General features: G+C 51.6%; 21 protein-coding genes. 10 read left to right on the top strand and 11 right to left on the bottom strand.

All coding sequences use genetic code 11. The features are described from left to right. Positions 1 to 4 precede the first annotated feature (4 nt). On the top strand, positions 5 to 2650 hold the full coding sequence (locus G7064_RS05510) for a PspC domain-containing protein (RefSeq protein WP_166072803.1): 2646 nt from the start codon (positions 5 to 7) through the stop codon (positions 2648 to 2650). Positions 2651 to 2952: 302 nt separating this feature from the next. Here the strand turns inward: G7064_RS05510 and G7064_RS05515 are convergent, their stop codons facing one another. The 3 genes from G7064_RS05515 to mce form a co-directional block, all read right to left on the bottom strand. Further along, entirely contained in the window at positions 2953 to 4383 is a 1431-nt protein-coding gene (locus tag G7064_RS05515; RefSeq protein WP_166072804.1) for a CCA tRNA nucleotidyltransferase, read from the bottom strand. 78 nt (positions 4384 to 4461) lie between these two features. Then, positions 4462 to 5034 (bottom strand): L-threonylcarbamoyladenylate synthase, encoded by a 573-nt coding sequence (locus tag G7064_RS05520; protein WP_166072805.1) that lies wholly within the window; start codon positions 5032 to 5034, stop codon positions 4462 to 4464. A 39-nt stretch (positions 5035 to 5073) separates the two neighbouring features. Continuing rightward, positions 5074 to 5478: a methylmalonyl-CoA epimerase gene (gene mce, locus G7064_RS05525; protein ID WP_133272217.1), complete on the bottom strand. Its 405-nt coding sequence runs from the start codon at positions 5476 to 5478 to the stop codon at positions 5074 to 5076. A 166-nt stretch (positions 5479 to 5644) separates the two neighbouring features. Here mce and G7064_RS05530 point away from each other — a divergent pair, with 166 nt between their 5' ends. From G7064_RS05530 to G7064_RS05540, 3 genes are all read left to right on the top strand, one after another. Continuing rightward, on the top strand, positions 5645 to 6859 hold the full coding sequence (locus tag G7064_RS05530) for an IscS subfamily cysteine desulfurase (protein WP_166072806.1): 1215 nt from the start codon (positions 5645 to 5647) through the stop codon (positions 6857 to 6859). Between the two features lie 98 nt (positions 6860 to 6957). After that, a complete protein-coding gene (iscU, locus tag G7064_RS05535; RefSeq protein WP_084446771.1) occupies positions 6958 to 7374 on the top strand; it encodes a Fe-S cluster assembly scaffold IscU in 417 nt (138 codons plus the stop codon). A 90-nt stretch (positions 7375 to 7464) separates the two neighbouring features. Next, positions 7465 to 7791 (top strand): HesB/IscA family protein, encoded by a 327-nt coding sequence (locus tag G7064_RS05540; protein ID WP_133272215.1) that lies wholly within the window; start codon positions 7465 to 7467, stop codon positions 7789 to 7791. Between the two features lie 77 nt (positions 7792 to 7868). Here G7064_RS05540 and G7064_RS05545 read toward each other — a convergent pair whose 3' ends face one another. The 5 genes from G7064_RS05545 to murI form a co-directional block, all read right to left on the bottom strand. Next, positions 7869 to 10145: a T9SS type A sorting domain-containing protein gene (locus tag G7064_RS05545; protein WP_166072807.1), complete on the bottom strand. Its 2277-nt coding sequence runs from the start codon at positions 10143 to 10145 to the stop codon at positions 7869 to 7871. Between the two features lie 133 nt (positions 10146 to 10278). Further along, positions 10279 to 13395 (bottom strand): T9SS type A sorting domain-containing protein, encoded by a 3117-nt coding sequence (locus G7064_RS05550; protein ID WP_166072808.1) that lies wholly within the window; start codon positions 13393 to 13395, stop codon positions 10279 to 10281. A 516-nt stretch (positions 13396 to 13911) separates the two neighbouring features. Next, complete coding sequence (locus tag G7064_RS05555) at positions 13912 to 15084, bottom strand: glutathionylspermidine synthase family protein (protein ID WP_166072809.1); 1173 nt, start codon at positions 15082 to 15084, stop codon at positions 13912 to 13914. 96 nt (positions 15085 to 15180) lie between these two features. Continuing rightward, complete coding sequence (locus G7064_RS05560) at positions 15181 to 15840, bottom strand: hypothetical protein (protein ID WP_166072810.1); 660 nt, start codon at positions 15838 to 15840, stop codon at positions 15181 to 15183. A 180-nt stretch (positions 15841 to 16020) separates the two neighbouring features. Next, positions 16021 to 16857 (bottom strand): glutamate racemase, encoded by an 837-nt coding sequence (gene murI, locus G7064_RS05565; RefSeq protein WP_166072812.1) that lies wholly within the window; start codon positions 16855 to 16857, stop codon positions 16021 to 16023. A 114-nt stretch (positions 16858 to 16971) separates the two neighbouring features. Between murI and G7064_RS05570 the strand changes: the two genes are divergently transcribed. The 5 genes from G7064_RS05570 to G7064_RS05590 all read left to right on the top strand — a co-directional run bounded on the left by G7064_RS05570 (position 16972) and on the right by G7064_RS05590 (position 23036). Next, complete coding sequence (locus tag G7064_RS05570) at positions 16972 to 17205, top strand: hypothetical protein (protein WP_133272209.1); 234 nt, start codon at positions 16972 to 16974, stop codon at positions 17203 to 17205. Between the two features lie 268 nt (positions 17206 to 17473). Then, positions 17474 to 17764 carry a PAS domain-containing protein gene (locus tag G7064_RS23205; protein WP_410505540.1) on the top strand — a complete coding sequence of 97 codons (291 nt, stop codon included), beginning with the start codon at positions 17474 to 17476 and terminating at the stop codon, positions 17762 to 17764. Then, on the top strand, positions 17701 to 18186 hold the full coding sequence (locus G7064_RS05580; RefSeq protein WP_166072814.1) for a PAS domain-containing protein: 486 nt from the start codon (positions 17701 to 17703) through the stop codon (positions 18184 to 18186). Before G7064_RS23205 ends, G7064_RS05580 begins: the two co-directional genes overlap by 64 nt. A gap of 14 nt (positions 18187 to 18200) precedes the next feature. Next, positions 18201 to 21011 carry a PAS domain S-box protein gene (locus G7064_RS05585; protein WP_166072815.1) on the top strand — a complete coding sequence of 937 codons (2811 nt, stop codon included), beginning with the start codon at positions 18201 to 18203 and terminating at the stop codon, positions 21009 to 21011. A 108-nt stretch (positions 21012 to 21119) separates the two neighbouring features. Next, positions 21120 to 23036, top strand: a complete 1917-nt coding sequence (locus G7064_RS05590; protein WP_166072816.1) for an ABC-F family ATP-binding cassette domain-containing protein — start codon at positions 21120 to 21122, stop codon at positions 23034 to 23036. 82 nt (positions 23037 to 23118) lie between these two features. Here G7064_RS05590 and G7064_RS05595 read toward each other — a convergent pair whose 3' ends face one another. The 3 genes from G7064_RS05595 to G7064_RS05605 form a co-directional block, all read right to left on the bottom strand. Beyond that, a complete protein-coding gene (locus G7064_RS05595) occupies positions 23119 to 23859 on the bottom strand; it encodes a hypothetical protein (RefSeq protein WP_166072817.1) in 741 nt (246 codons plus the stop codon). 82 nt (positions 23860 to 23941) lie between these two features. Next, positions 23942 to 24298 carry a DUF952 domain-containing protein gene (locus tag G7064_RS05600; protein ID WP_166072818.1) on the bottom strand — a complete coding sequence of 119 codons (357 nt, stop codon included), beginning with the start codon at positions 24296 to 24298 and terminating at the stop codon, positions 23942 to 23944. Between the two features lie 131 nt (positions 24299 to 24429). Continuing rightward, positions 24430 to 24828: a hypothetical protein gene (locus tag G7064_RS05605; protein ID WP_133272204.1), complete on the bottom strand. Its 399-nt coding sequence runs from the start codon at positions 24826 to 24828 to the stop codon at positions 24430 to 24432. Positions 24829 to 25009: 181 nt separating this feature from the next. Between G7064_RS05605 and hppD the strand changes: the two genes are divergently transcribed. Continuing rightward, the gene (hppD, locus tag G7064_RS05610) at positions 25010 to 26143 is read left to right on the top strand and encodes a 4-hydroxyphenylpyruvate dioxygenase (RefSeq protein WP_205711183.1); all 1134 of its coding nucleotides are present in this window, start codon (positions 25010 to 25012) and stop codon (positions 26141 to 26143) included. Positions 26144 to 26160: the final 17 nt, after the last annotated feature.

The raw sequence follows: 26160 nt of genomic DNA on the forward strand, positions 1-26160 counted from the left end.
TGAGATGAAAAAGAACATCAGTATCAACCTCCAGGGCATCATCTTTCACATCGAGGAAGATGGCTACGACGTACTCAGCCGCTACCTGGCCGAGGTAAAAGCCCACTTCAGCGGCTACCGCGGACACGAGGAAATCGTGGCCGACATTGAGAGCCGCATCGCCGAGCTATTTGTGGCTCGCCTCTCCCCTACCAAGCAAATTATTTCGCTGGAGGATGTGGAGGCCATGACCGCCAAAATGGGCCGGGTGCGCGATTTCCAAGCCGCCGACGATGCCGAGGACGACGAAGAGCTCCTCGCCTCCGCCGTAAATAGCGGCACGGCTGCTGGCACCTACGCTCGCCCCGAGTATGCTTACAACACCACCGGCGCTGGTGCCGGCGCAGCCTCTGCTACTGCTGCCGCCGATGCTGCCGAGCCCCGTCGTCTTTTCCGCGATGTAGCCAACAAGAAGATTGCTGGTGTCTGCGCTGGCTTGGCTCACTACTTTGGTATCAATGCCGTTTGGATCCGGCTGATTGCGCTTGCTTCGCTGTTCTCCGTTGTTATCGGCGACTTTGTGGGTGCCTTACCGGCCTTCACCATTCTGGCCTACGTGATTCTGTGGGCTGTATTGCCCAAGCGCAACGACCTACCCGACCCAGTGGGTATTGGTGAGGCCACCGGCGAGCGGAAGCTTTTCCGCGACACGGATACCGGTAAAATCGGGGGCGTTTCGGCTGGCTTAGCTGCTTATTTCAAAGCCGATGTTACCCTAATCCGCATCCTGTTTGTGCTGAGCTTGTTTACCGGCTTTGGCCTGCTGCTCTACTTGTTGTTGTGGATTGTGATACCCGAAGCCCGCACCGTATCTGAAAAGATGCGGATGCGCGGCGACGCAGTAACCCTCTCTGGCATCGACAATAGCCTGCGCAACAACGCTTTTGAAGCTGGCGGCGTAGCAGGGAGCGGCCGCCAGGTAGGAACATTTTTGGAAGAGCTAGCCCGCAATCTGCGCCCGCTGGTTAACTTCCTAGGCTCCCTGATTCGGGTGTTTGCTGGCATCCTGCTAGTCATTATCGGTTTCTCGATGCTGCTGGGCCTCACTATAGCCTTAGGTATCGGACTGGGCATGGTTCCAGCCACCAACAGCTTCATGACTGGTGATATTCCGGCGCACGTTTTCCTCAATGGCGTTCCAGTATGGGCAATGTTGGCCTTCTATCTGACCACTGCCATTCCTGCTCTTGCGCTGTTGCTGGGTGGTTTGGGCTTGTTACTCCGCCGCTCCATTCTTACTCGTACAGTAGGCTTGACGTTGCTGGGCCTGTGGTTGCTGGGTATAGTGGGTACCTCCATCGGTGCCACCCGCATCAGCCACGATTTCCAAGAAGAGGCCGACGTGACGCAAAACCAGGCTTTCCCAACCCTGCGTGCCTCTAACCTCTATCTGGATATCCGGGGAACCGACAACGGCCACGACCAATGGGTGAGCGCGCAGATAGCCGCCGTAGACAGCAATCAGGTGGTTTCTGTTGACAAAACGTTCCGAGCTGAAGGCGCTACCGAGGAAGAAGCTCGCCAGATGGCCCTTAGCAGCATAGCCTATAATGTGCGGCAGGTAAACGACACTACCCTGCGCTTCGATGATCACTTTACCTTCCGCCCAAACGCTCGCTTCCGCGACCAAGGAGTAGATGTGACGCTCAAATTGCCCCGCAATCGGACCATTCGGTTGAGCCAAGGCGCGGCGCACTGGCTCGGCAGCGACAACTTCGTCGACAACGATATGCCCGAGAACGTAGAGCAACATCTCTATCGCCTGAAAGGCAACGAGCTCGAGTGCATTGACTGCACGGAGGAAGATCTGCACAGAACCACGGACGAGGACGAGAACACGGACGAGGAAGGCGAGATCAATATTGATATTGACGAGAATGAAGAAACCGGCGACACAAACGTATCCCTGGATTACGGCGGTGCCCCCAGCTTCTCTACCAACGCCGATGACTACGGCTCGGGCCGTGAGACGTATAATATGGATGGGTTTCGGGAAGTAACGGTGGTGGGTTCTTACCGGACAGTTATTCGGTCAGGCAACACCTTCCGGGTGACAGCGGCTGGTCCAGAGCGGGAACTGCGTGATCTGAGAGTAGACCGCGAGGGCGATGAGTTGTTAGTACGTCCCCGCAACCGCTCCCTTTTTGGTGGCAACTGGGGCCGTGATGACGACCGCGAGAAGGTGTTGATCACGATTGAGATGCCTGCGCTGGACAAGCTGGATTTAGCCGGAGCCGTGCGCGCCGATGTATCAGGCTTTTCAAACCAATCGACACTAGAAGTAGATCAGGCCGGCGCTAGTCACTTACGGTTGAATGGTGACTATCGCACGCTGAATCTGGATTTGGCTGGTGCTTGCCGCACCACATTGCAAGGCCGCGCCGAGACATTAGAAGTAGACGGTGCCGGCGCCTGCGAATTGGCGGCCGCTAACTTCACTGCCCGCTCGGCCGATGTGGATCTGGCTGGCATGAGCAAGGCCCGCCTACGGATTGAGGAGTCGCTTCGGGCTGATGCCGTGGGTGCCAGCGTGATTGAGTACAGTGGCAACCCCAATAGCGTGAAGGTGAGCGACGTAGGTGCTTCCCGTATCACTCGGGTTAATGAGTAAAAAAGCCCCCAGTATAAGTGAGGGGGCTTTTTTAACACATGAATGGGTCGCTACCTAAATTTTACGCAACAAAACCGTGACGATCGGGCAACCTTGCCTTCATAATCACCATCTATTATTGCGGTGAACAAAGTATAGGGTCTGAAAGTGAGTGAAAGGTGGACCCTGAGGAAGCTTTCTACCTAACCGAGCTGCAACTGGGGGTAGAAGCTTCCTCACATTTGTGTAAGGGCCAGGTAGTTCGCAGTGCACATACTGCGAACCACCTGGCCCTTATACATTTACGTTGTGTAGTCAAAGACTTACTGGAGAGTTGAGGGCTGAACCGGAGTCAGCCCTTTTGCTTTTCCGAGCTCTAGTAACAAGGCGTACGCTTCTTCCAGCTCATTCCGCACCTTACCATCCAGAATAGCCTCCAGCACCGCTTCTTTCAACTCACCCACTTCGCGCGAAGGTTTCAGGTTGAAGGTCTCCATAATGACCTCTCCCGTAATAACTGGCTTGAAGTTGCGCAGGTGGTCTTTCTCCTCTACTTCTTTCAGCTTCTGCTCCACCACTCCAAAGTTGCGCAGATAGCGTTCCTTCCGTTGGTGGTCTTTACTGGTGATATCGGCGCGGCACAGCAGCATAAGGCGGTCGATATCGTCGCCAGCTTCAAATAATAGGCGCCGTACTGCCGAGTCGGTTACGGTCTCCTTAACCAAGGCAATCGGGCGCAGATGTAGCCTTACTAGCTTCTGCACCTGGCGCATCTCCTCACCCTGGGGCAGCTTCAGTTCCGTAAAAATCTGGGGAACCCAGCGTGCGCCGCGGTCTTCGTGGCCATGGAATGTCCAGCCAACTTTAGGATCGAAGCGCTTAGTAGCGGGCTTGGCAATATCGTGCAGAATCGCAGCCCAGCGCAACCACAAGTCGCCGCCGGCTGCCACCACATTGTCCAGCACTTGCAGGGTGTGGTAGAAATTATCCTTGTGTGCGTGCTGACCTACTTTGTCGACGCCTTGCAGCAAGGCCATTTTCGGGAAGATCAGCTGCAATAAACCCGTTTGAAACAGCAGCTTGAAGCCATAGCTGGGCTGGGGGGCTAATATAATCTTGTTCAGCTCATCCGTAATCCGCTCCTGCGACACAATGCGAATCCGCTCCTTGTTGCGGGCAATAGCGTCGTAGGTATCCGGCTCAATATCAAAGTCGAGCTGCGTAGCAAAGCGCACGGCGCGCATCATGCGCAACGGGTCGTCGGAGAAGGTAATATCCGGGTCGAGGGGCGTGCGAATAGTTTTGCGCTTGAGGTCGCCCATCCCATCGTAGCGATCTACCAGCGCCCCAAAATCCTGCGGGTTCAGGCTTAACCCTAAGGCATTAATGGTAAAATCACGGCGCGCCAAATCCTCTTCCAGCGTGCCCGCTGCCACTTCCGGCTTGCGCGATTCGCTGCGGTAGCTCTCTTTGCGGGCACCTACAAACTCAACCTCAACCTCCGGCGTGGGCAGCATGGCCGTGCCGAAGTTTTTGAATACTGTTACGCGGGGCCGACCGGGCAGCTTTTTGCCCACCGCCTGCGCCAGTTGAATACCGTCGCCCACACACACTACGTCAATATCCTTGCTGGGCCGATTCAGAGCCAAATCGCGCACGTAACCGCCAATCACATAAGCCGGAAAATTCAACTCACCGGCGGCATCGGCAATAACTCGGAAAATAGGTAGGTCAGGAAGCTGGGGAGAATTCATAAGAGTACTGGGGGGCATTTTACGCCGCAAAGGTAGCACTCCCACTGTGGCTGGGGGGCAAATTTGTGACCTTGGCTTCTACTCACGTATTACTTCCAACTGTCCATCGGCCCCAAATCGAACTACCCGCGAGGGCGCGGTGCTCGCTACATCTTCCTGCCGCCAGCCTACTACATGGTCAACGGCCCGCACCAGCTTAGGATCAACGGTAGCGTACGTCGCCGGGGTAGGCTCTCCAGCTTTGTTGGCGGAGGTAGAAACTACGCCGTGACCGAGGCGGCGCACAAGTTTGTGGCAAAACTCGTCCTGCGGAATGCGCAAGCCGATAGTGCCGTCTGGACCTAGTAGTTGCGGGGCCAACCGATGGTTGGCTGGTAAAATATAGGTAGTAGGACGCGTTTGCTCCGCTATAGCTTGCTCCAAGCCCTCGGGCACCTCAGCAGTATAGTGGCGCAGCATATCCAGGTCAGCTACCAGTACAATGCTGGGCTTGCCTTCGGGGCGCTCCTTTAGTTTATAGAGGCGCTCTACAGCCCGTGGCACCTCGGCGTCGCAGCCTATTCCCCACACGGTATCAGTAGGATACAGTATGATTTGCTGAAAGAGCAACGCCTCGACGGCGGCTTCTACTTCTTGTTGAAAATTGGCCACGGAGCTATTAGATAGAGGACAGAAAAACGTTTTGCTTGCTCAGACAATCTCCTGACACAGCTCTACCAATACGCCAGCCGCGCTTTTCGGATGCACGAAGCACACCAGTTTATTGTCGGCCCCACGCTTGGGCTCCTCATTTAAGAGCGTAAAGCCTTGTTCCTTCAAGCGCGCCATGGTTGCTCGGATGTCGGCCACCTCAAAGGCAACATGGTGGATTCCCTCCCCTTTTTTACTCAAATAGCGCGTAATGGCGCTGTCAGGCGTCGTACCGGCCAATAATTCAATCTTGGAGCCGCCCACCCGAAAGAAAACGGTGTCTACACCTTCGCTGGCTACATGCTCCTGCTTATAGGGCTCTTGATTTAAGAGCGTGCTGTACAGCGCAGTAGCTGCTTCTAGGTCGTGTACGGCCAAGCCAAGGTGCTCCAAATTGGTAAACATAGGGGGCAAATAATGTGGGTGAGAAAGCTTACTTGGATTATCTCTACTTTTGTGGGCGCAAAGTAAAACCAGTTTGTTTGTTTTGCTGTTCTAGATGCGAATGATTCTCCACTGAGTTACCTTTGGACTTTCATTGGTTTTCCGTTGACTTACTGAAATTCGAGCCATGCTCAAGCTACCTATTTACCTCGATAACAACGCCACCACGCCACTCGACCCGCGTGTGTTAGAAGCCATGATGCCCTACCTCACGGAGGTATTTGGCAACGCGGCCTCTCGTAACCACCCTTTCGGCTGGGCAGCGGAAGAGGCTGTGGATTATGCCCGTGAGCAGATTGCTCAGCTCATCAATAGCGACCCCAAGGAGATTATCTTCACTTCTGGCGCTACCGAATCAGACAATTTAGGTATTAAAGGCGTGTTTGAGATGTATTCCCAGAAGGGTAATCACGTCATCACCGCTACCACCGAGCACAAAGCGGTGCTCGATACCTGCAAGCATATTGAGAAGCTGGGGGGCAAAGTGACGTATCTTCCGGTGAACCGCGAAGGACTTATCAGCCTAGCCGACCTCGAAGCTGCCATGACGCCCCAGACTATTCTGGTGACTATCATGTACGGCAACAACGAAACCGGCACTATTCAGCCAATTCGTGAAATCGCGGCTATTGCCCACAAGCACGGTGCGCTCTTCATGACTGACGCTACGCAGGCTGTTGGAAAAATTCCAGTGGACGTTCAAGCTGACGGCATCGACATCATGGCATTCACTGCCCACAAGATGTATGGTCCGAAAGGCGTAGGCGCATTGTATGTACGTCGTAAGAATCCTCGGGTAAAAGTTACTGCCCAGATGGACGGTGGCGGGCACGAGCGCGGTATGCGTTCGGGTACACTCAACGTTCCTGGTATCGTAGGTTTAGGTAAAGCGTGTGAGCTATGCCGCCTCGAGATGGAAAGCGACACCAAGCGTCTTTCCGCTATGCGCGACCGGCTTGAGAATTCTTTGCTGGAGATGGAAGAGAGCTACGTAAACGGCTCACGTGAACATCGCTTGCCGCACGTAACCAATATCTCTTTCACTTATGTTGAAGGTGAAGGCCTGATGATGGGTGTAAAAGATTTAGCCGTATCGTCCGGTTCTGCCTGTACTTCAGCCTCTTTGGAGCCTTCATACGTATTGAAGGCATTAGGACTCAGCGACGACTTAGCGCACTCTTCCCTCCGTTTCGGATTGAGCCGCTTTACCACCGATGAGCAGATTGACTATGCCATCAACCACGTGAAAGAGGCCGTGAATAAACTCCGCGAAATGTCTCCGCTATGGGAGATGTTCAAGGAGGGTGTTGATCTCAGTAAGATTGAGTGGGCAGAACATTGATTTAGCCCTTCTGTACCAAGACATGAGTAGTGAGGCTCTTTTGTCTATTAACGATTTTTAGTCTCACATCTCACTTGTAACTTCCTAATTCTACTATAATGGCTTATTCCGATAAAGTAATCGACCACTACAGCAACCCCCGCAACGTGGGCACGCTGGACAAAAGCAAAAAGAACGTAGGTACTGGCCTCGTGGGTGCTCCTGAGTGCGGCGACGTAATGCGCCTACAAATTGAAGTGGACGAAGCCACCAACACCATCACCGACGCCAAGTTTAAAACGTTCGGTTGTGGTTCGGCTATTGCCTCTTCTTCATTGGCTACTGAGTGGCTGAAAGGCAAAACAGTAGATGAAGCGCTAAGCATCGACAACATGGAGATTGTAGAAGAGCTTGCTCTTCCTCCCGTTAAGATTCACTGCTCGGTACTGGCTGAAGATGCGATCAAATCGGCTATCAACGACTACCGCGTGAAGAACGGTTTGCCAGCACTGGAAGAAGCCAAATCGCACCATTAATTCGTTGCGAATGTTAGTATGAAGAGCTGGCTTTGAGCAAAGGCAGGCTCTTCATAATTGACAACTTACAACTCGTAACTGGCAATTCCCATGATTACTGTATCTGATAAAGCAAAGGAAAAAGTAACGCATCTCATGCACGACGCGCAGCTCGACGAGACATATCGTCTGCGGGCTTCAGTAGCAGGAGGTGGCTGTTCAGGTCTTTCCTACAAGCTTGATTTTGATAACGAAGTCAAGCCCATGGACCAGGAGTTTGAGGACAAAGGCGTACGGGTAGTAGTCGATATGAAGAGCTTTCTCTATCTGGCTGGTACGCAACTCGACTTTTCTGATGGTCTCAATGGCAAAGGTTTTTACTTTGATAACCCCAACGCATCTCGCACGTGCGGTTGCGGTGAAAGTTTCTCCGTATAGATCCATTTTCTTATAAAAAAAGCCCCCCAGACGACGTCTGGGGGGCTTTTTTTATGACCTACTTTACAGTATAATACCTAATCTACCTGCTTTACAAACTTGCAAACCGTTCGCGCGCCTTGAATCTCTATCTCTAGATGATAGAGGCCGGCAGGCAGCCTTGCTATATCAAGGGTTGTTGAAGCACTCGTAGACTGCCCAGTTTGCAAAGTCTGACCAGTTGAAGCCAGAATCCGATATTTAGCCACCCCACTATATGGCAAGCGAAATGTGAGAATGTTATGAGCAGGATTAGGAAAAATCTCCTCCTTGCTCTCCCCTCTCACGACTATAACATTTGAGTAGGTTGCTGTACCATCCAAGTCAATTTGCCGCAAGCGGTAATAGGTGATAGAGTTGCTGAGAGGTGCAGTATCCCATATGCTATACGCTTGCTTTTGCGTGCTCTGGCCTTGCCCGTTCATTTTACCTACAGTTTCGAATACGCGTCCGTCAGTGCTACGCTCCACTTCAAATCCAGCGTTGTTCTTTTCGCTGGCCGTCGCCCACCGCAGTAATACGCCTTGAGCCCGAGGTTCAGCCGAGAAAGAGACAAGCTCAACAGGTAATGGATTGGCTCCTGCTCCTGTCAAAGCACCGGCATCTGTGCTCGCCAACAGGAAGGTGCCAAAACTGGCAAAAGGTATGCTGGAAGTAATGGTGCCAGTAGGGATTCCACTTCCTGTGCCACCCAGATCCTCCCAAGTCTGGTTATCAGCGGATGACTTGGCAATGCGTAATTTTTCTATGTTATCAACTTGATCATCTGTTCCATAGCTTAGTTTCACAGTGCCGCTGACCAGGTTAGACACAGTAGAACTCCTGGTTATAGTAAAGTGACGTACAGCCGACACTTTCTTTAAGTCGCCAGTAAGATTTCTGGATTGGGGCTTACCTTTTATGTGCTCTGCAGTATAGCGTGCCTCGGTACCGTCAGCATGATTTACGGTTAGTGTCAGGGGGCGATATGCTGTTCCAAAGCCAATGGGGAAATCCAGGCCGGTTATGCCACTGGCTGCTACAACGCGGGTGAGTGGGCCAACTACAAAGCTATTTTCGTTGGCGGTTGTACTTGCGCCTGCTCCTAAAGTGAGAGACCCAGCCGTGGTAGTAATCAGCTTACCATTAGTTAGAGTCAGTGCTTTGGCTACCTGCACGGGTGTTTGCAAAGTCACACCTGTAGGATTGTTTATAACCACTGTGATGTCACTGCCGAATGAAACAGGTACCACCGGAACCGCCGCACTTGTTATGAGTTGAGCAGTGCTCCCATTAAAGGCTATAGTAGACGGTCCGAGTGTATTTACTAGCGTGCCCGCGTTTATGATCAGGTTGCCTTGCACATTCACATTTGCGACGTTAAGACGAACGTTACCCGTCGAGATAATCAGATCATTAAGGATTATTAGTGGCAGACTTGAGGAAGCTATTGTTGTGGTTCCTCCTACAATTCCAGTAGCCGTAGTGGCCCGGTTATATTCGATGGAGCCATACGTACGACCAGACAATTGTGGGCCAGCAGCCGTAGACGTAACTGAATAAACGTAACGATTCCCTTTCTCAAAAGCAGTTACTGGCGCGGTCGGAAGACTTGTACCGAATGGAGCGCTGCCGCCTCTATGATCATATACCGAATTGCTTCTAAAAACGACGGTCCCGCTGGACTCGGCCTTATCATTGAAGGGAAAGCCAGTAAAAGTTTTATCTGCTCGAAAAGTACTGCCTGCAGTAAATTGAATCATGTTGAATCCCTTTTTTAAAGAGATTAGCTGATGCGGATCATTGGTGAGGGATGCTGTACTGCTGCTTCCAAATATGAGCGTACCGGCAATAACAGCTGTCCCGTCAGAGCCCAGATAAAATCCCATCCCAGCAGTCGACTTCACCCCATCAGGGCTTTTAACCTGGACGGAGCTACCAGCCGCAATGTCGAGATTAGCACCTGCTAACGGTGTACCAGCCAGTGTCAATTGCCGAGCCGGCGGTGCCGCAGTAGCGTCTGTATTAGGCTGCACTGTCAGTACGGCAACCACACCGTTGATGAACCGCAACTGACCAATAATCTGCGGCGAAGCAAAGTCGACGTTCACGCTCGCTGCCGCCGTTTTGCTACCATCAAAAATTAGTACATCATCGTTAGCCGGCGTGCGCGCCGGCTCCCAGTTGTTGGCGTTTGACCAATTGGTGTTCCCACCTGTTCCTACCCAAGTATAGGTTGCTGCATTGGCTGTCGTAACCAATATGAAGGCAATAACTAAAGTAATTACTGAGAATGAAAGGCGTAGAAAACGTACTTGAATAGTAAAGATTTTCATCTCTTAAATAATAACACAGATAGGAATATTTGAAGGTGATTGCCGCTTACCCCAAATCATGCCACAGTCAGCAAATCATATAAAAAAAGCCCCCCAGAATCTGGGGGGCTTTTTATCAACTGTTTAGTCTGTACTAGTTCTTTACGATGCGACGAGTCACCTTTTTCACTCCATCATTCACAGTCACTAAATAAGTGCCGTTGCTCAAAGAACTCATATTCATTTCACCGTTGGCAGCCAACTTCTCCGTACGCACCACTCGGCCACTCAGATCAGTTACTGTTACCTGCGCGCCTGCTTTGCTAGCGTAAGGCAAACGAATGTTGAGGATGTGCTGTGTCGGATTCGGATACATAGCTATTTCAGCCAGTTCGGGGCCAGTAACGGCTACCACATTTGACAAGCTGATTTTGCCATCATTATCTATCTGCTTGAGGCGATAGTAAGATACACCTGATAAAGGTTGCTCATCAACGGCCGTGTAAGTAGTCTTGTTGTTGGTAGTGCCTTTGCCATTTTTGAACAGGATGGTAGAGAATGTAGTAGCATCCTGGCTGCGCTGAATCTCGAAACCTTTGTTATTCTTCTCCGAGGCAGTTACCCAGTTCAAATTGACCTTGTTGTTTTGCAGCTTAGCCGTGAAGGACACTAACTCAACTGGCAGAATAACAGGAGGTAGACCAACAACTTCAATACCCACAAGCGTGGTAGGAGTCGTAGGCGTGAGGTAATTTTCAGCACCGGTTACGCTGATGTTCTGCGTAGGGTCAATGTTGTTGTAGCCATAAACGTAGAAGTAGTACGTCTTGTAAGGATCTAGACCAGTAATAGTAGTACTTGGAACAGCAGTACCAGCGAATACGGTATAGAAGCCCGGAGCTATGGTTCCCTGGTTCTGTCCGTTATACACTCCATTAGACGTCTCATAACCAGCACCATCATTAGGCTGGCTCGCAGGAGCATTGGTTAGAGTGCCATTCTCACTCGCTACTATCAAACGACCTTCGCCGTAAGTTGAAGTGCCAGTACGCTCTGGTACCGGATTGAAGTTTACAGTAGCCGACTTACCATCAGCGCTACGAGTGATAGACTGTTGCGCCGCTACCAATATCTGAGCGGGCTCAGTAGCAATCGACTGACCAGTAATCAAGCCATTAGCAGTGAAAGACTGTGCTGTTTGCACTGCAAAGTCACCACTCTGATACTGCAATGCAGCATCTGCAACGCCTAAATAAGTAGGGTTATAGCGAACATAAACCGGCTGATCTACAGTATAAACTGCCGCGCTATTTGGATCTAGATTAGGGCGTAGAACTACTGTTGATCCAAACGTCGTACCATCGAGTGATAATTGGTACTGAGGCGTTTTGTTTGGGTTAAACGAGTTAGGGGATTGTGCTACAGAGAGGGTAATATCGCGCTGTACTCGTGAAGCACGCACGGTAATCGGCGTTTGTCCATCTTTGGAAGTATAAATCACTACCTGCTTGATCAGAGCAACATCGGCCGTTTGAATAGATGGAACGCTGGTCGCAGACACCGGGATGCTGGTACCAGTGGCAGGGGCACTTGTGTTTCTCACGCCATCTGAAACCGTTGTAGCGGTAGTAGGATAGAAACGCACATACACATTGACAGCTGGGGTCAAATCATTCCCTTTGTTTGGAGCAAAGGTGATTGAGTTACCAGTCGCTTTTGAATCTGTCAGATCACTAAAGTCAGCAAATTTCGATACTTGGAAAAGCAGTGGGGCAGTTACAGTAATAGGCTGTAGCAGGTTTTGTCCGGACAGCTGATAAGACTGTACCGCTGAAGGCACATTAGGAACAGTGGTAAATTGCGAAAACGCACCCGGTGAGGTTACAATAACTGACTGATTACCGGTGCTATTTGCCTCAATCGTAACCACAGTCTGTGTACCTGAACTGCTTAGGATCAATGAGCCACGAAACCTACCAGTGGCTATTGTTCCGGCTAGGTTCACTTCAATTGTGCGGGTCTGAATATTCCCGTTTACTTGATTGATTGTCAGCGGACGGTTTTGAAACAAGCTTGGCACCGAAGTATCCCGGAACTCAATATTGCGAATCTCTTCGCCACCAGCGGTAGTAAAGGAAGGGGTCAATACGAGTGCCTCAGTAAGTCCAGTAGCACTCAAGGTAAACGTTAGTGTATTAGCCGAACCGTTGCTGCTAACTGTCCCAAAGTCGAGTAAAGTGGGTGAAGCAACAATTGTAGGCTGGCCAACAGCTGTACCTGTACCGCTAACCTGAACCTGAGCAGAAGTCACTCCCGAAGAAGCGATGGCAATTGCTCCACTAACCGCACCAGTAGCAGTGGGTGCAAATACTACATCAACAGTAGCATCTACCGATCCATCAGCAGCAGGATTGAGTGTGAAAGTGCTTGTGGAGAAAGCAGTAGTACCTGTCCGAATTCGGAAAGCGCCATTTGCAGGAGCAGCAATCGTTACTGGTGCCTGCAAGAAACTGCCTTTGACTTCAAATGATTGAGTGAAAGAAGTTTGACCAACTACAACAGCACCAAAGTTGGGGAGAGTAGCAGGTTGAGCAGTTAATAGTGGTTGAGGAACACCAGATCCATCTAACCCGATGCTTACAGCAGGTGCAAGATTAGTACTGGAAATCTGAAGGTTTGAGCTGAAGTCTCTGGTCGAAGTAGGTGAAAATATTACGTCGACAGTTATGTTGCTCAAGCGACCATTGGGCTTATTCGGTATTGTAACTGTGTTAGCAGTAACTCCATTATATCTTACCTGATAACCCGAGTTAGTCGGAATTGAGAGGATTAAGTCTCCCTGCAAATTCTCTCCATCAATCGTCAATTGACGTGTGGCAGAAGTGTTTACCGTAACACTACCAAACACTATGTTACGAGTACTCGGAGTAACCAATGGGGCAATTCCGTTACCTGCTACTCTAATAGTAGCATCGGTTGCGCCGGCACTACCGAGCACAACATTGCCGCTATAAAGTCCCCCAGCGGAAGGAGCAAAGGTTAGAAAGAAATTACCACCATTATTGGCTAAGGTTATAGATGAGCTGTAAGTACTTCCGTTAGTACTTACAACAAACCCATTTGGAGCCGTTACCAGAATACGCTCTGTCAATCCGTTACCCGTAACAACATACTCTTCAGGTGGTGATGCTTGGGTGCCAACGGCTTGATCACCAAAGTCTAAAGTTTGTCGAGTTGACTGTTTGGGTGTATAGGTGATGGTTTGAGCCATAGTGAAAAATGGCAAAAGCATCAAACATAGAAGAGTCCAAGTTCGAGGTCGTAGTGCTCGGGCCATGGTACTTAGGTAAGTGTTTTTCATACGCGTGGGAAAGAAAGTTTATAGAGAATGAGATGTGACTTGTAAAATGCGCTATGAGTCTCTATTTAAAGTCTATTCTTATACTTGCAGAATCTAATTTTTATAACGGCCATTTCGCAAAACATGCAGGAGTACAATTATTTTTTGAATAAGCCATAAATCTGATTCTCAGTAATATCCAACCTGACTTTTGAGTCCTCCTTCTACAATTAGCATACCTTAAATTCACCAGGCTCAGTATTTTTTTTGATAATAAAATACCCAGCCTACATATGACTGCCCATATATGAGCAGCGCTATGTAGGCTGGGTATTCTATTAATAGATTTTAGACTTTAGCTATACACGACGCTATTTTGATCTGTACATGATTAGATAAACTAGTCGACTTGTCTTCGAATCATGTTGCTACCAAGCGAATAGCGTGCTACTCCAGGATATGAGGTACGAACTCCGACAGGTTGGTTATAAAGCCTTTCTCTCGGCGAAATCCCAAGGCGCATGCTTCACCCGCCCAGAATACGCCCGCCTGATAAAGGCGCCGTTGCCCATCCGCAGGAAGATCGGCCCAACGCTGACGCACTTGGGGCTGGGGGGCAAAATCACCTGGAATTTCATACGCCACCTGCCCATTTTGCATCTCAGCTACGTTCTGGCCTTCGCGACCGAAAAGTGGCTTGCGCACACTGTGGCCCGACAAATCCTGCAAGGAAGCCTCTAGAAGTAGCGGGTGGTGTGGATATACTTGCCAGAGCCACGCTAGAATGCCCTTGCTCTGAAATAAAAGCGCATAAGCTGGATTAGCAATAATTACGTCACGGCTTAAAAGCAGTTCGCATAAGTCAGCGGTAAGCGCTGGCTCCTCCTCCGCTAAAACTTCCCATGGTACCAGCTTAAATAGGAAGCCAAAGCGTTGCCATTGATCTGCTTCAACTGGTGCCCACACGCCGCGCTCTTCTCCTGCCACGGACACCTGCATAGTATCTACCGAGCAGATATGCACTTGCTCAAAACCAGCCTCGCGAGCGGCTTCGGCCAGCACAGCGCAGTTGGCTTCATCTTCTGGGCTGCCGGGCAAATACACCAGTAATAAGGTTGGATCTAGGTCTGAATTGAGATCAAGCCACTCGCGAAACTGCGCACTCAGTCCTTCAAACAACCCGTTAGCTTGTCGGCTTTCATCGGAGGTGCCTGCTGCCACCAAACTAGCCCATTGTACCACAGCTGTTTCGGGAAGACTAGTTGCAGTGTCAGCATTGAACTCAAGCAGTTTAGGACCATCGGGCGTGACGGCAATATCGAACCGACCGTATATATGCCAGTGTCGCTCATCATTCCAGGAATGACGCACCGCTGCCCACAGGTTGGGCGGAATAGCCAGCAACTGGAGCAGATCATCCGGAATTGGGTCGGGAATGGAGGCTACGAGCATCTCGTAGAGGGTATCAGCAGCCTGGAGCAAGGTATCAGCCTCAGCCTCAGTCAATACAACGGCTTCGCGCGCTACGTAAGCCGCGCAGGCCTCCTCAATGGCCCAATCCCAGCCTAAGCCACGCACAGCAGGTGCAATATCACCGGTCAGAGGTAACAGCTTTATCATACGGTTAACGTTAGCAACTATATACTATGTATTTGCCCCCCAACGCCCTGTACAAGGTGTTGGGGGGCAAATTATAGGAGAAACAAGTCTTTTGATCTAGCCACCGAAGCTGCCGCCTCCCCGATTGGAGAAGCCGCTGCTACGGCCCGCCCGCGGGGCAGTACTACGCACTCCCGATCTATTTACTGATGTACTCGGACGAATACCAGCGCCAGCAGTGCGGCTGCCAGTAAAGCCCCGCCCAAAGAAACCACGGCCTTGCTGTTGCTCCCGCGCCACATTTTGGCGCCAGCCAGCATTCTGCTGTAGCAAACCGGGGTTAGCATATGCTGCCCGGTTGGGCGTAAGAAAGCGACCGGCCATATAGCCGATGCCACTCCACATCAGAATATCCATCATACCGGTGCCAGCTACCCGGTTTTCGGGGTGTTGCTGGCTGTAATCCTGCATCTGTTTCTGCAAGGCCTGGCCCTGTAGTGTGTCCACCTGACCGTCGAAGTGCTTGAGAATAGCAGCTACTTCCTCTTTTCCAGCGGGGCGCTCAGCAGTTACTTTCCATTCGCCTGGCTGTACTTCAGTCATTTCCGTGATAACACCCTGCGAATAGGTCTCGCCCCCACTCCACTGTTCCTGGCTGGTTTCGGAGCCGCTATTGCCCGAACAAGCCGGCAACACCGACAGGCCTAAGGTAGCGGCGGCCGCTACCAATAATGTATTGCGGCGCCAGTCGCCGAGACGGTAATAGGTCTTTTTCATGGTTATTAGCTCCTTACTGCATATACCTGAGACGTTGCGCGCTTCAGGAATGGCAAATTAATCAGACTATCTAAACGTGAATAGCTTTGAAAAAGGTCGAATCTACTTTGGCTTATTAGACAGCTATCAAGCGCGTCTTACTGCCTGTAGAACGGCTCACTGAGGTCCTTTATGCAACCACTACTCCCAGAGCGGATAGTGCTCCAGATGAACCTCTTGCCCAAAGAAAATGCGGGTACTTTCCTCGAAAGACTGGGTGAAGTCAGAAACGTAAAAATGATGCGTGGGGGGCTTTTTTGCGGGCCCCGCAGCCAAGTTGTGCTCCTCCAAATAAGCTTGCGCGTGAGTAGCCACTGCATCAGAAGCATCCAATACTTCTACTTTACCCTCGTAAAACTGGGTAATCTGCTCCTTAATCATGGGGTAATGCGTGCAGGCCAGCACCAACGCTTCAATATCATCAAGGGCCGGATTGGTGAGGTAGTTCTGAATAATATTGTCGCTGACACTATTATTAAAGAAACCCTCCTCAATCATGGGCGCCAGCAGCGGCGTGGCCAGAGACTGCAGTCGCACGCCGGCATCGAGGTCGTCCAGCTTTTTTTTGTACACATTAGAATTGACGGTTTGCTTGGTACCAATAAGACCTACGGCGCGCCCAGCATATGCCCTCCCTACGTGCGCAACAATTGGGTCAATTACATTGAGTACTCGTGCTTTAGAGCCTACATACTCACGCACCAGTTCGTAGGCTGCCGCCGAAGCCGAGTTGCAGGCAATCATAATGACTTTGCACTGTTGCTTGAGCAGTAAGTCGCAGATTTTGACTGAGTAAGCCTGAATAGCAGCCGTGCTTTTGTCGCCGTAAGGCAGGTGAGCCGTGTCGCCGAAGTAAATAAGCTGTTCGTGGGGTAAAAGGCGGCTGACAGCCCGTGCCACAGTGAGCCCGCCGATACCGCTATCAAACATTCCAATGGGCCGGGTCCGCAAATCGGCGGAAGCAGAAGAAGATGCCATAGAGGCGAAGGTACGGGCTTTAGGCAACCTGCTTTGTAATTTGGGGTCTTAGTAAATGTGTAATTTTTAGTAATGTTCTATCTTGACGCCTCTTCGCTCAAGCTTTGCCTTTTTATGAGTAAGATTTTAGAAGAAATAGACCATGCCATTGCCGCCTTCGACGTTAGCCAAGGCCGGCCAGTGGCAATAGAGTTGGGTGAACTAAAATACACTCAGCTCGTGCTCGACGTAGCTCATCTGTACCGCGATGGTGGCGAGCTGACAACCAATACCGGCCGCCCTCTAGCCTATAAAGGTCTAGAGATCCTGCGCGACGAGTTGTATGTAGACCGCGTGCGGGTAATCTAAGCCCCGCCATGAAAGGCAACTACACTACTTCGCTGTGGTAATGCCTTACCCCAAACAGTTTTGTGTCCTTCTTCTAAAAGTCACATTTTGTCTTCCTATCAGGATACTCAACTGCGCTTAGTTGTCAAGAGCGCTTGCGTAAAAATTTCTCGTTTTACCTGTATATTGTTGTTTAAATCAGCCTAGTGAATATAGATTTTTAGTGCATTTTTAATGAACAAGCCGGGGTTTTTATAGCAAATATGAATTCCAACGTGCTGTTGATGCTATGAAGCAAAGTGGTGTTCACACGTCCTCGGTACCAGTACGGGTGCACCCCAGCCCACCGCCTGTGGACTCCAAACTACCGGAGCAGTTGCAGCAGGCGCTACTATTGATTCAGCACGCCTTTGCGGCCGTGGCTATCATCAACGAACAAGGTCATCTGGAGTGGGCTAATGATAGCTTTTTCACGCTTTTTGGCTGTGAATCTAGTTCGTTGTCGGAGCATACCTTATGGCAACTTTTGCCCCCGAGCCCGCTGATACAGCGCCAGATTTGCCCCCCACGGCTAGCCTGAACGCTAAGACCGCTCTGCAATATGAAGGCCGCATAACTGGCTCCGATAGCAGCGCCCGTTGGATGCGCGCCAAGCTGCAACCCAGTGTGCCAACCGAGCCGCACGAGCCGACTCGGTTTTTAGTACTGTTGGAAGATATCACCACGTGGAAAGCTGAGCAGTTAGCAACTCAAGCTTATCAAACGCAGCAGCGACACTTATTGGCGCAGGTTCCGGGTGTACTTTTTCAATGGCGCAATAATTACGATGGCACTTCCCACCTCACTTACCTGAGTGATAATGCCTCGAAAATATTTGGGTACAACCCAGCCCAATTAGCTCACCTCGGAGAAATCATTCACCCCGACGACCGGGCAGCGTGGGTTAAGTTCTGGAAGCGCCCCCCAGTGTCGGATCGGCCTCATTCGAGGGTCGTGCATTAGTGCCGGGTCAGCCATTGCGCTGGTTTCAAGCCGACTGCCAACCTACGGCCACCGATGCTGAGGGCATTCTGTACAGCGGAATTATACAGGATATTAGCCCCCTAAAAGAAGCCGAAGAAGCGGTGCAGGACAGCGAACAGCGCTGGCACTTAGCTATCGAGCGGTTTGGCGACGGCGCGTGGGAGTTTAACTATCAAACAGGCGACGAGTATTTTTCCAACGCTTACCGCACCATGCTTGGCTACCCGAATGAGGATTTTCCGACGGGCTTTCATGCCTGGCAGAACCACGTTCACCCCGACGACCATGTAGCTAGTATGCAGGCCTCCGATGCCTACTTACGCGGCGACCTCCCCATTTACTCCGTGGAACGCCGCCTGCTCTGCAAGAATGGCGAGTATAAGTGGGTGCTGACCCGGGGCCTCATAACCAAGCGAGACGCCAATGGCGCGCCGCTCATTATGACCGGCGTCCACACGGATATTTCGGCCATAAAACAAGCTAATCTGGCCATTGAGGCCTCTACGCGGCGATTGTCAACTACTATTGCCAACTTTCAGGAAGGTATTTTAATAGAGGATGAACTCCGCCGTGTGGTATTGGTAAACGAGGCTTTCTGCCGAATGCTGAACACTCAGGTGATGCCTGAGCAATTGATTGGCGTAGAAACCGCAGCGCTGCTGGCCGCCGTTGAGCTTCCTACAGAACTCGGGTGGCTGGAGGGCACTGATGGCCGTGTTCTGGAGCAGCAGGCTGTCATTGGCGAGCTACTTCCGCGCAGAAATGGTAAAGTATTCCAGCGTGACTTTATTCCCATACTCAGCCACGACGCTTCCCTGGGCTATCTGTGGAAATTTCAGGATGTGACGGAGCAGAAGAACGCAGAGGACATACTGAAGCGGCGTGAAGAGAAGTACCGCCGCATCATCGAGCGAATGAATCTGGGTCTTATCGAGACCGATTTAACGGAGCAGGTACTGTATATCAACCAGGCTTTCTGTGATATGCTCGGCTTTACCAGTGCCGAAATTCTGGAACAGCATCTCTTGCATCCGCTGCTGGCGCAGGAAGCAGCGTCCACCGCGCAGGATGATCTGGGGGCCTACGAGCGCATGGTGTTGGGCAAAGATGGTAGCTACAAATGGCTATTGGTAAGCCGCGCGCCCGTATACGACGATGACCGCCAGGCTATAGGCTCCATCCATATAACGCTGGATATTACCCACCAGAAAACCCTGGAGCACAAGCTGCGCGCCGCCAAGGAGCACGCCGAGGACTCGTCGAAAGCAAAGGAGCTATTTCTGGCCAATATGAGCCATGAAATTCGGACACCTATGAACGCCATTCTGGGCATGGCGCAACTTCTTGCCAAAACTCCACTTGCTCCAGATCAGGACGAATACTTGCGCGCTATTACTATATCGGGCGAAAACCTGCTGGTAATCATCAACGATATTCTGGACCTTTCTAAAATAGAGGCGGGCCAGCTGCAAGTCGAGAAGATTGGCTTCAGTGCCAATCAGTTTATGGCTCAGATTGAGCAAACGCTGCACTACAAAGCGGAAGAGAAAGGTTTGTTCTTTGAGACGAAGGTAGCGCCACAGCTGCCCGCGGTGCTGCTCGGCGATCCTTACCGCATCACCCAAGTACTACTGAATCTGGCCGGAAATGCCATCAAGTTCACGGAAAAAGGGCACGTCACGATTTCGTGTGACTTCATCCGGCAGATTAATGATGCCGTGGAAATCAAGTTTTCCGTGGCTGACACCGGTATTGGCATCGACCCAACGTACTTGCGCCACATTTTCAAAGAGTTTAGCCAGGAGGACCCCTCGGTGACCCGCAAATTTGGCGGCACTGGCCTCGGGCTCAGCATCAGTAAAAGCCTGGTGAACCTGATGGGGGGCGAATTGCAGATTGAGAGTGAGAAGCACCAAGGTACCGTTAGCTCCTTTTCGCTCCTGTTGCAGATAGGCAGCGAAAGTGATTTGCCGCGCAAGGAAACCGTCGATCAGGGCTTGCGCGAAAGGCTACGCGGGAAGGAAGTGCTATTAGTGGAGGACAACAAATTTAACCGACAGATTGCGAAGGCTTTACTTACTAATGCGCAGATCCACGTGGCTGAGGCGGAGAATGGCGCGCTGGCGGTGGAGCTATTGCAGACCCAGCATTTCGATTTGATTTTGATGGACATGCAAATGCCCGTTATGAATGGGTTGGAAGCCACTGCCATATTGCGCGAGCAGCTGGCCTTAAAAACGCCGATTATTGCTCTAACGGCGAATGCCATCAAAGGGGAGCGGGAAAAATGCTTGGCTGCAGGCATGGATGACTACCTGGCAAAGCCGTTTCGGGAAGATGAGCTGCTAAAATTGATTGGCGACTGGGTATTAGGCCCTGCTGCTGCCAACACGGATGCAACGCCGGTTGCTAGCGGCCCAATCGTCAGCTCAAACTTCCCCACCCCGCTCTACAAGCTTGACCTGTTACACCAAGTAGGCCAGGGCGATGATGACTTCGTGGCCCTCATGCTCGAGAGCTTTATTGAGAGCTGTGAAGAAGCCGTGCGCGACTTCACACAGGCGTTGCAGACCTATGATGTGACGCTTCTAAAAGCCACCACCCATAAGCTCAAGCCCAGCCTCGATCATCTGCAAGTGCATCAGACACTCTCGTTAGTGGAGGAATTGGATTCGTGGGAAGGCAACTTTGCCCCCCAGGTACTGCAACCTCGCATTGAAACCGTGAACAACCTGTTGCTGCAAATAATTGAGCAGATGCACCTCGATATACAAGCATTAGCTGCCAAAAAAGCCCCCCAGTAACGTTGTTGCTGATAAAAAGCCTAGCCTTCATAGTCTGCCGGGGATATTACGCGGCTCAGAATTAACACTTCTGCTTCCTAGCTGGGATGCCTTGCCTACCTTTGCGGCATGAATCTGTTATCAGCTGAGAATATCTCTAAAAATTACGCCGACCGCTGGCTGTTTCGCGACCTTTCCTTTGGCTTGAGCCAAGGTCAGCGGGTGGCACTGGTGGGCATCAATGGGTCGGGCAAAACGACTCTGCTTCGCATTCTGGCCGGTTTAGAGCCCGGCGACACGGGCTCGGTGAGCGTACGCAAGGATATCCGGGTGGCTTTTTTGGGCCAGCAGCCCATTTTTGATGAGGCCCTGACTGTAGAGCAAACCATTTTTGCCAGTCAGAACGATACGCTGGCGGCCATCCGCGACTACGAGCATGTAGTGAATGACCCCGCGCACAAATCCGACGATTTGCAGCGCGTAATGGAGCGCATGGACGCTCTGAACGCTTGGGACTACGAGTCGCAGGTGAAGCAAATACTAGGGCGTTTGGGTATTCTGGGTGACTTACTGGAGCGGCCGGTCAGCAAATTATCGGGCGGACAGCGCAAGCGCGTAGCTTTGGCGCGCGTTCTGATTGAAGAGCCGGAAGTTCTGATTCTTGACGAGCCCACCAACCATCTGGACCTCGACACAATTGAGTGGCTCGAAAACCGGCTGGCTTCGCCTAATCTCACCTTATTAATGGTGACCCACGACCGCTACTTCCTCGATAAAGTAGCCAATGAAATCGTGGAACTCGACCAAGGTCGCGTGCACCGCTACCAGGGCAATTATTCCTACTTCGTCGAGAAAAAGGCTGAGCGCGAGCAGATTGAGGTAGCCGAAGTAGAAAAAGCCCGCAACCTGCTACGCAAGGAACTAGACTGGATGCGTAGGCAACCGCAAGCCCGCGGCACTAAGCAAAAGGCCCGCATCGATGCCTTCTACGAAACCCAGGAAAAGGCCAAGACCAAAATCAGCGGTCCGCAGTTGGAGCTGTCGGTGAAAACCACGCGTCAGGGGGGCAAAATCATTGAGGTGGAGCACTTGCACAAGCAATTTGGCGATAAAGTAGTGCTCGATGACTTCAGCTATGTATTCAAGAAAAAGGACCGTATTGGCCTGATTGGCCCGAATGGCGCCGGCAAATCTACCTTGCTCAACATGCTCACCGGCCGCCAAGAGCCGGATAGCGGCACCATCGACAAGGGCCAGACCACCGTTTTCGGTTACTACACCCAAACGGAGCTGGAATTTGACCCTACCCAGCGCGTCATCGACATTGTAAAGGAGGTGGCCGAAGTGGTGGAAATGGCCAACGGTGAGGTAGTTACGGCGTCGCAGTTTTTACAGCACTTCCAGTTTCCGCCGGCCCAGCAGTACACACTGGTTAGCAAGCTCTCAGGCGGCGAGAAGCGTCGTTTGCAACTGCTGCGCGTGCTTATCAAGAACCCAAACTTCCTGATTCTTGACGAGCCCACGAACGATCTGGACATCATCACGCTCAATATTCTGGAGGATTTTCTGCTGAATTTTGGTGGTTGCCTGCTCATCGTTTCCCACGACCGCTACTTCATGGATGCGCTGGTGGAGCACGTGTTTGTGTTGGAGCCCGGGGGGCAAATTCGCCACTTTCCCGGCAACTACACCGACTACCGCGAGTGGCAGAAGGAAAACAACGCCGAAGAATACGCGAAAGAGCAAGCCAAAACGGCCAAAGCTGCTGCGGGCGTTGCGCCTTCAGCCGCCCCAGTGAAAGCAGTAGCAGCTGCCCCTGCTGAGGCACCAAAACGCAAGGCCACTTTTGCGGAGAAAAAGGAGTACGAGACCTTAGAAAAGGAAATCGAGAAGCTCGAAGAAGTGAAGCAGCAGCTTATCGAGAAGCTCAATGCCGGCACTGGTTCCCATAAAGACTTGACTGATTGGGCCGCCGAACTAAAGCGCACCGACGCTGCCTTAGATAGCAAAGGCGAGCGGTGGCTTGAGCTAGCCGACTTTATATAATATCTAACAAACAGCGAAAAAAAGCCCCCAGAAGTACTTCTGGGGGCTTTTTATGTAACATACTTAATGGAGAGCAGCCGGCTCAATACTTCAAACGCTTTTGGCTGTAGTCGAAAGTAAAGACATGCGGACCAACGGGCGTAATGATGCGCAGTACCGCCGCTTGATCATAGCCCGGAAACACGACGTAGCCGCGAATCAGCTCACCAGGCTGTAGGTTGTAGCGGCGCAGCATAGCTCCCTGCCACAACTCCAACTCCTGCGCAATCATATCGTCGACGTCTTTCCCCTGGGTTTGCGGCGTGCTTTTTTGACGATTTTCTGTTGTCCTACTAGCTTCCAGCCGTTTTTTACCTATGGCTTCCTTGGTAACACTAGCCATAATAACCAGCCATTCAATTTCGCTGACGCCCATAACGGCACCATTGTCGATGCTGAGCCGGGTGCTGAGCGGCTGTACTTCCGCTTCCGGATCGTAGGCAGGCACAGGGGGCAAAAAGGACGCCGTATCGGCGGTGGATAGCGCTGCCTGAAGCGCACTCAACTGGTAATAAAAATTAGCCGGGTCAACCATTACGGGTTGGCTCGATCCATTACGAATCTCCGCTTGGAACACTGCATCCTTGATTCGGAAATGAGAAAATGTAAGCTCCACTTCCACTCCGTCGAGTTCGGCAAATAATGTCTGAGAGGCATTTACTGGATCACCTTTTAGCTCAGTGGGTTGCACAGCCAGATAATACGAAGGCCCACAAGCCGTGAGCAACAGCCCAAGCATTACCAGTAGCCAAGCGTTGCAGCCAAAATATAGACGAGAGCTCATACAGTATTTACTGGCTTATATAGCAGACAGGCAATAGTAGCAGAAAGACGGTTCATTGCCGAAACAGAACCCGTGCTATTTTTCAAGCTTCGTCTTCCAACTCCGGCGGCAACTCGTGCTGTCCATCGGAACCAACTTGAAATGGCAAAGCACGGGCAATAGCGGCGAGCGGAAAGGGCGCAAAAATGTGAGGAAAATAGTCATTGCGCGCTTCGGCGTATTCCCGCTTCACAGGCACCGCCGCCACCCACAACTCCGATTCGTCGAGTTCCAACAGGATAATATCGGAGCGACCGGCGTAGTAGCGGTTCGCAGTGGCTTCTACCTGATACAGTTCGGAAGCGTGAATGAAGCCTTCGGCCGATAAGTCGGCACTGGCAAAAAAGCCGGTTTGCTGGGCATGTTGCCAATCAGCTAGTTCGGCAATGCGGTAAATCATGGTAGAAAAAGGGAAGTATTTGCCCCCCAGCACAACGTAAAGAACCTCTCTCGCAACAGTAGCTACTATTGCAGGAGAGGTTCTTCAAGTGCACCAGAGAGAAAATGCTTGTTACGAAAATGGTAGCGTGCTTACGCCTGCCACACTTCTTTGCGCACCTTTTTGCCTACCGACAGAATCAGGCGCGTAGGATTGGGCACAAGCACAAGGCGGGCTTCTTTGCCCGGGAACTCATCCGAATCGACCCATACGCCTTCCTTATGCGAAGGCTCGTAGCCGGTGTCGCCGCCCACGTCGTTGGGCAGATAGGCGGTGGGCAGCAGCACGTCGGTGTCGGGGCAGAGCTGCTGGTGTACTTTTTCTAGCACTTCTTCCAGGTAAGCGCCGTACTCCTCATTGAAGTCATCCTCCAGGTCGTGCAGTTCCTCCTCAATGTCGTCGTAGCTGTCGTGGTTGTAAGGCAGTTTGTGCAACTCCTGCTTCTTCTCGATCAGGGCGACCAGGGCTTTATTTAATTCCTCTTTATTCATAGCTACTCGTGCATAAGTGTAGTACAAAGGTGCGTAGGATTCGGCAATTCTGTGTCGGGTCAGACATAGGGCACTTTTGCCCCCCAGCGCACCAGACTGGCGTGTTTGCCCAAGCTATTTAACCTAAACCCTTATTTTTACCAAACTAACATTTTTCTCACCCGATTTCCACCCATCCGCTATGCAGACGATGACCTCGCCGGCCGTGCAGGCCCACCCCGCCCACGACTTCCTCCCCCTGAACGGTACTGATTACGTTGAGTTTTATGTTGGTAACGCCAAGCAATCGGCTTATTATTACCAAGCGGCCTTTGGCTACGAGTTGGTAGCCTACGCTGGCCCCGAGACTGGCCTCCGCGACCGCGCCAGCTACGTATTGCAGCAAGGAAAAATCCGCTTAGTACTCACCACCTCCCTCCTCCCCGACTCCGACATTTCGGAGCATGTACGCAAGCACGGCGACGGCGTAAAAGTGATGGCGCTGTGGGTAGATGACGCCCGCAAATCCTTCGAAGAAACCACCAAGCGTGGCGCGAAGGCCGCTTTCGAGCCCTATACCATCAGCGACGAGCACGGCGAAGTAACGCTTTCTGGTATCTATACCTACGGTGAGACTATCCACACATTTGTGGAGCGCCGTAACTACCGGGGGGCTTTTATGCCGGGCTTCGTGCCCAAAACCAGCCTGATTCCACAACCTACTCCCGTGGGTCTGTTGCACGTTGACCACTGCGTAGGCAATGTGGGTTGGGGCGAGATGAACCAGTGGGTGAAATTCTACGAGGGCGTAATGGGCTTTAAGCTCCTGCTAACCTTCGACGACGAAGACATTTCCACTGAGTATTCGGCCCTAATGAGCAAGGTGGTCAGCAACGGCAACGGCTACGTCAAATTCCCTATCAACGAGCCGGCTGAGGGCAAGAAAAAGTCGCAGATTGAAGAGTACCTCGACTTCTATCATTCGCCCGGTGTGCAGCACATCGCCATTGCCACCAAGGATATTCGCCACACCGTCACGGAGTTGCGCCGCCGCGGCGTAGAGTTCCTGACCGTGCCAGCCGTGTACTACGACGATCTACTGGAGCGCATCGGTAGCATTGAGGAGGACCTCCAGACGCTGAAGGATCTGAACATCTTGGTGGACCGCGACGAGGAAGGCTACTTACTACAAATCTTCACCAAGCCCGTAGAAGACCGGCCCACGGTATTCTATGAAATCATTCAGCGTAAAGGCGCCAAAAGCTTTGGTAAAGGCAATTTCAAGGCGTTGTTTGAATCCATAGAGCGTGAGCAGGCGCTACGCGGGAATTTGTAATACGTGATAGAACGCAC

Source organism: Hymenobacter sp. HDW8 (assembly GCF_011305775.1).
In the GTDB taxonomy this organism is placed as follows: domain Bacteria; phylum Bacteroidota; class Bacteroidia; order Cytophagales; family Hymenobacteraceae; genus Hymenobacter; species Hymenobacter radiodurans.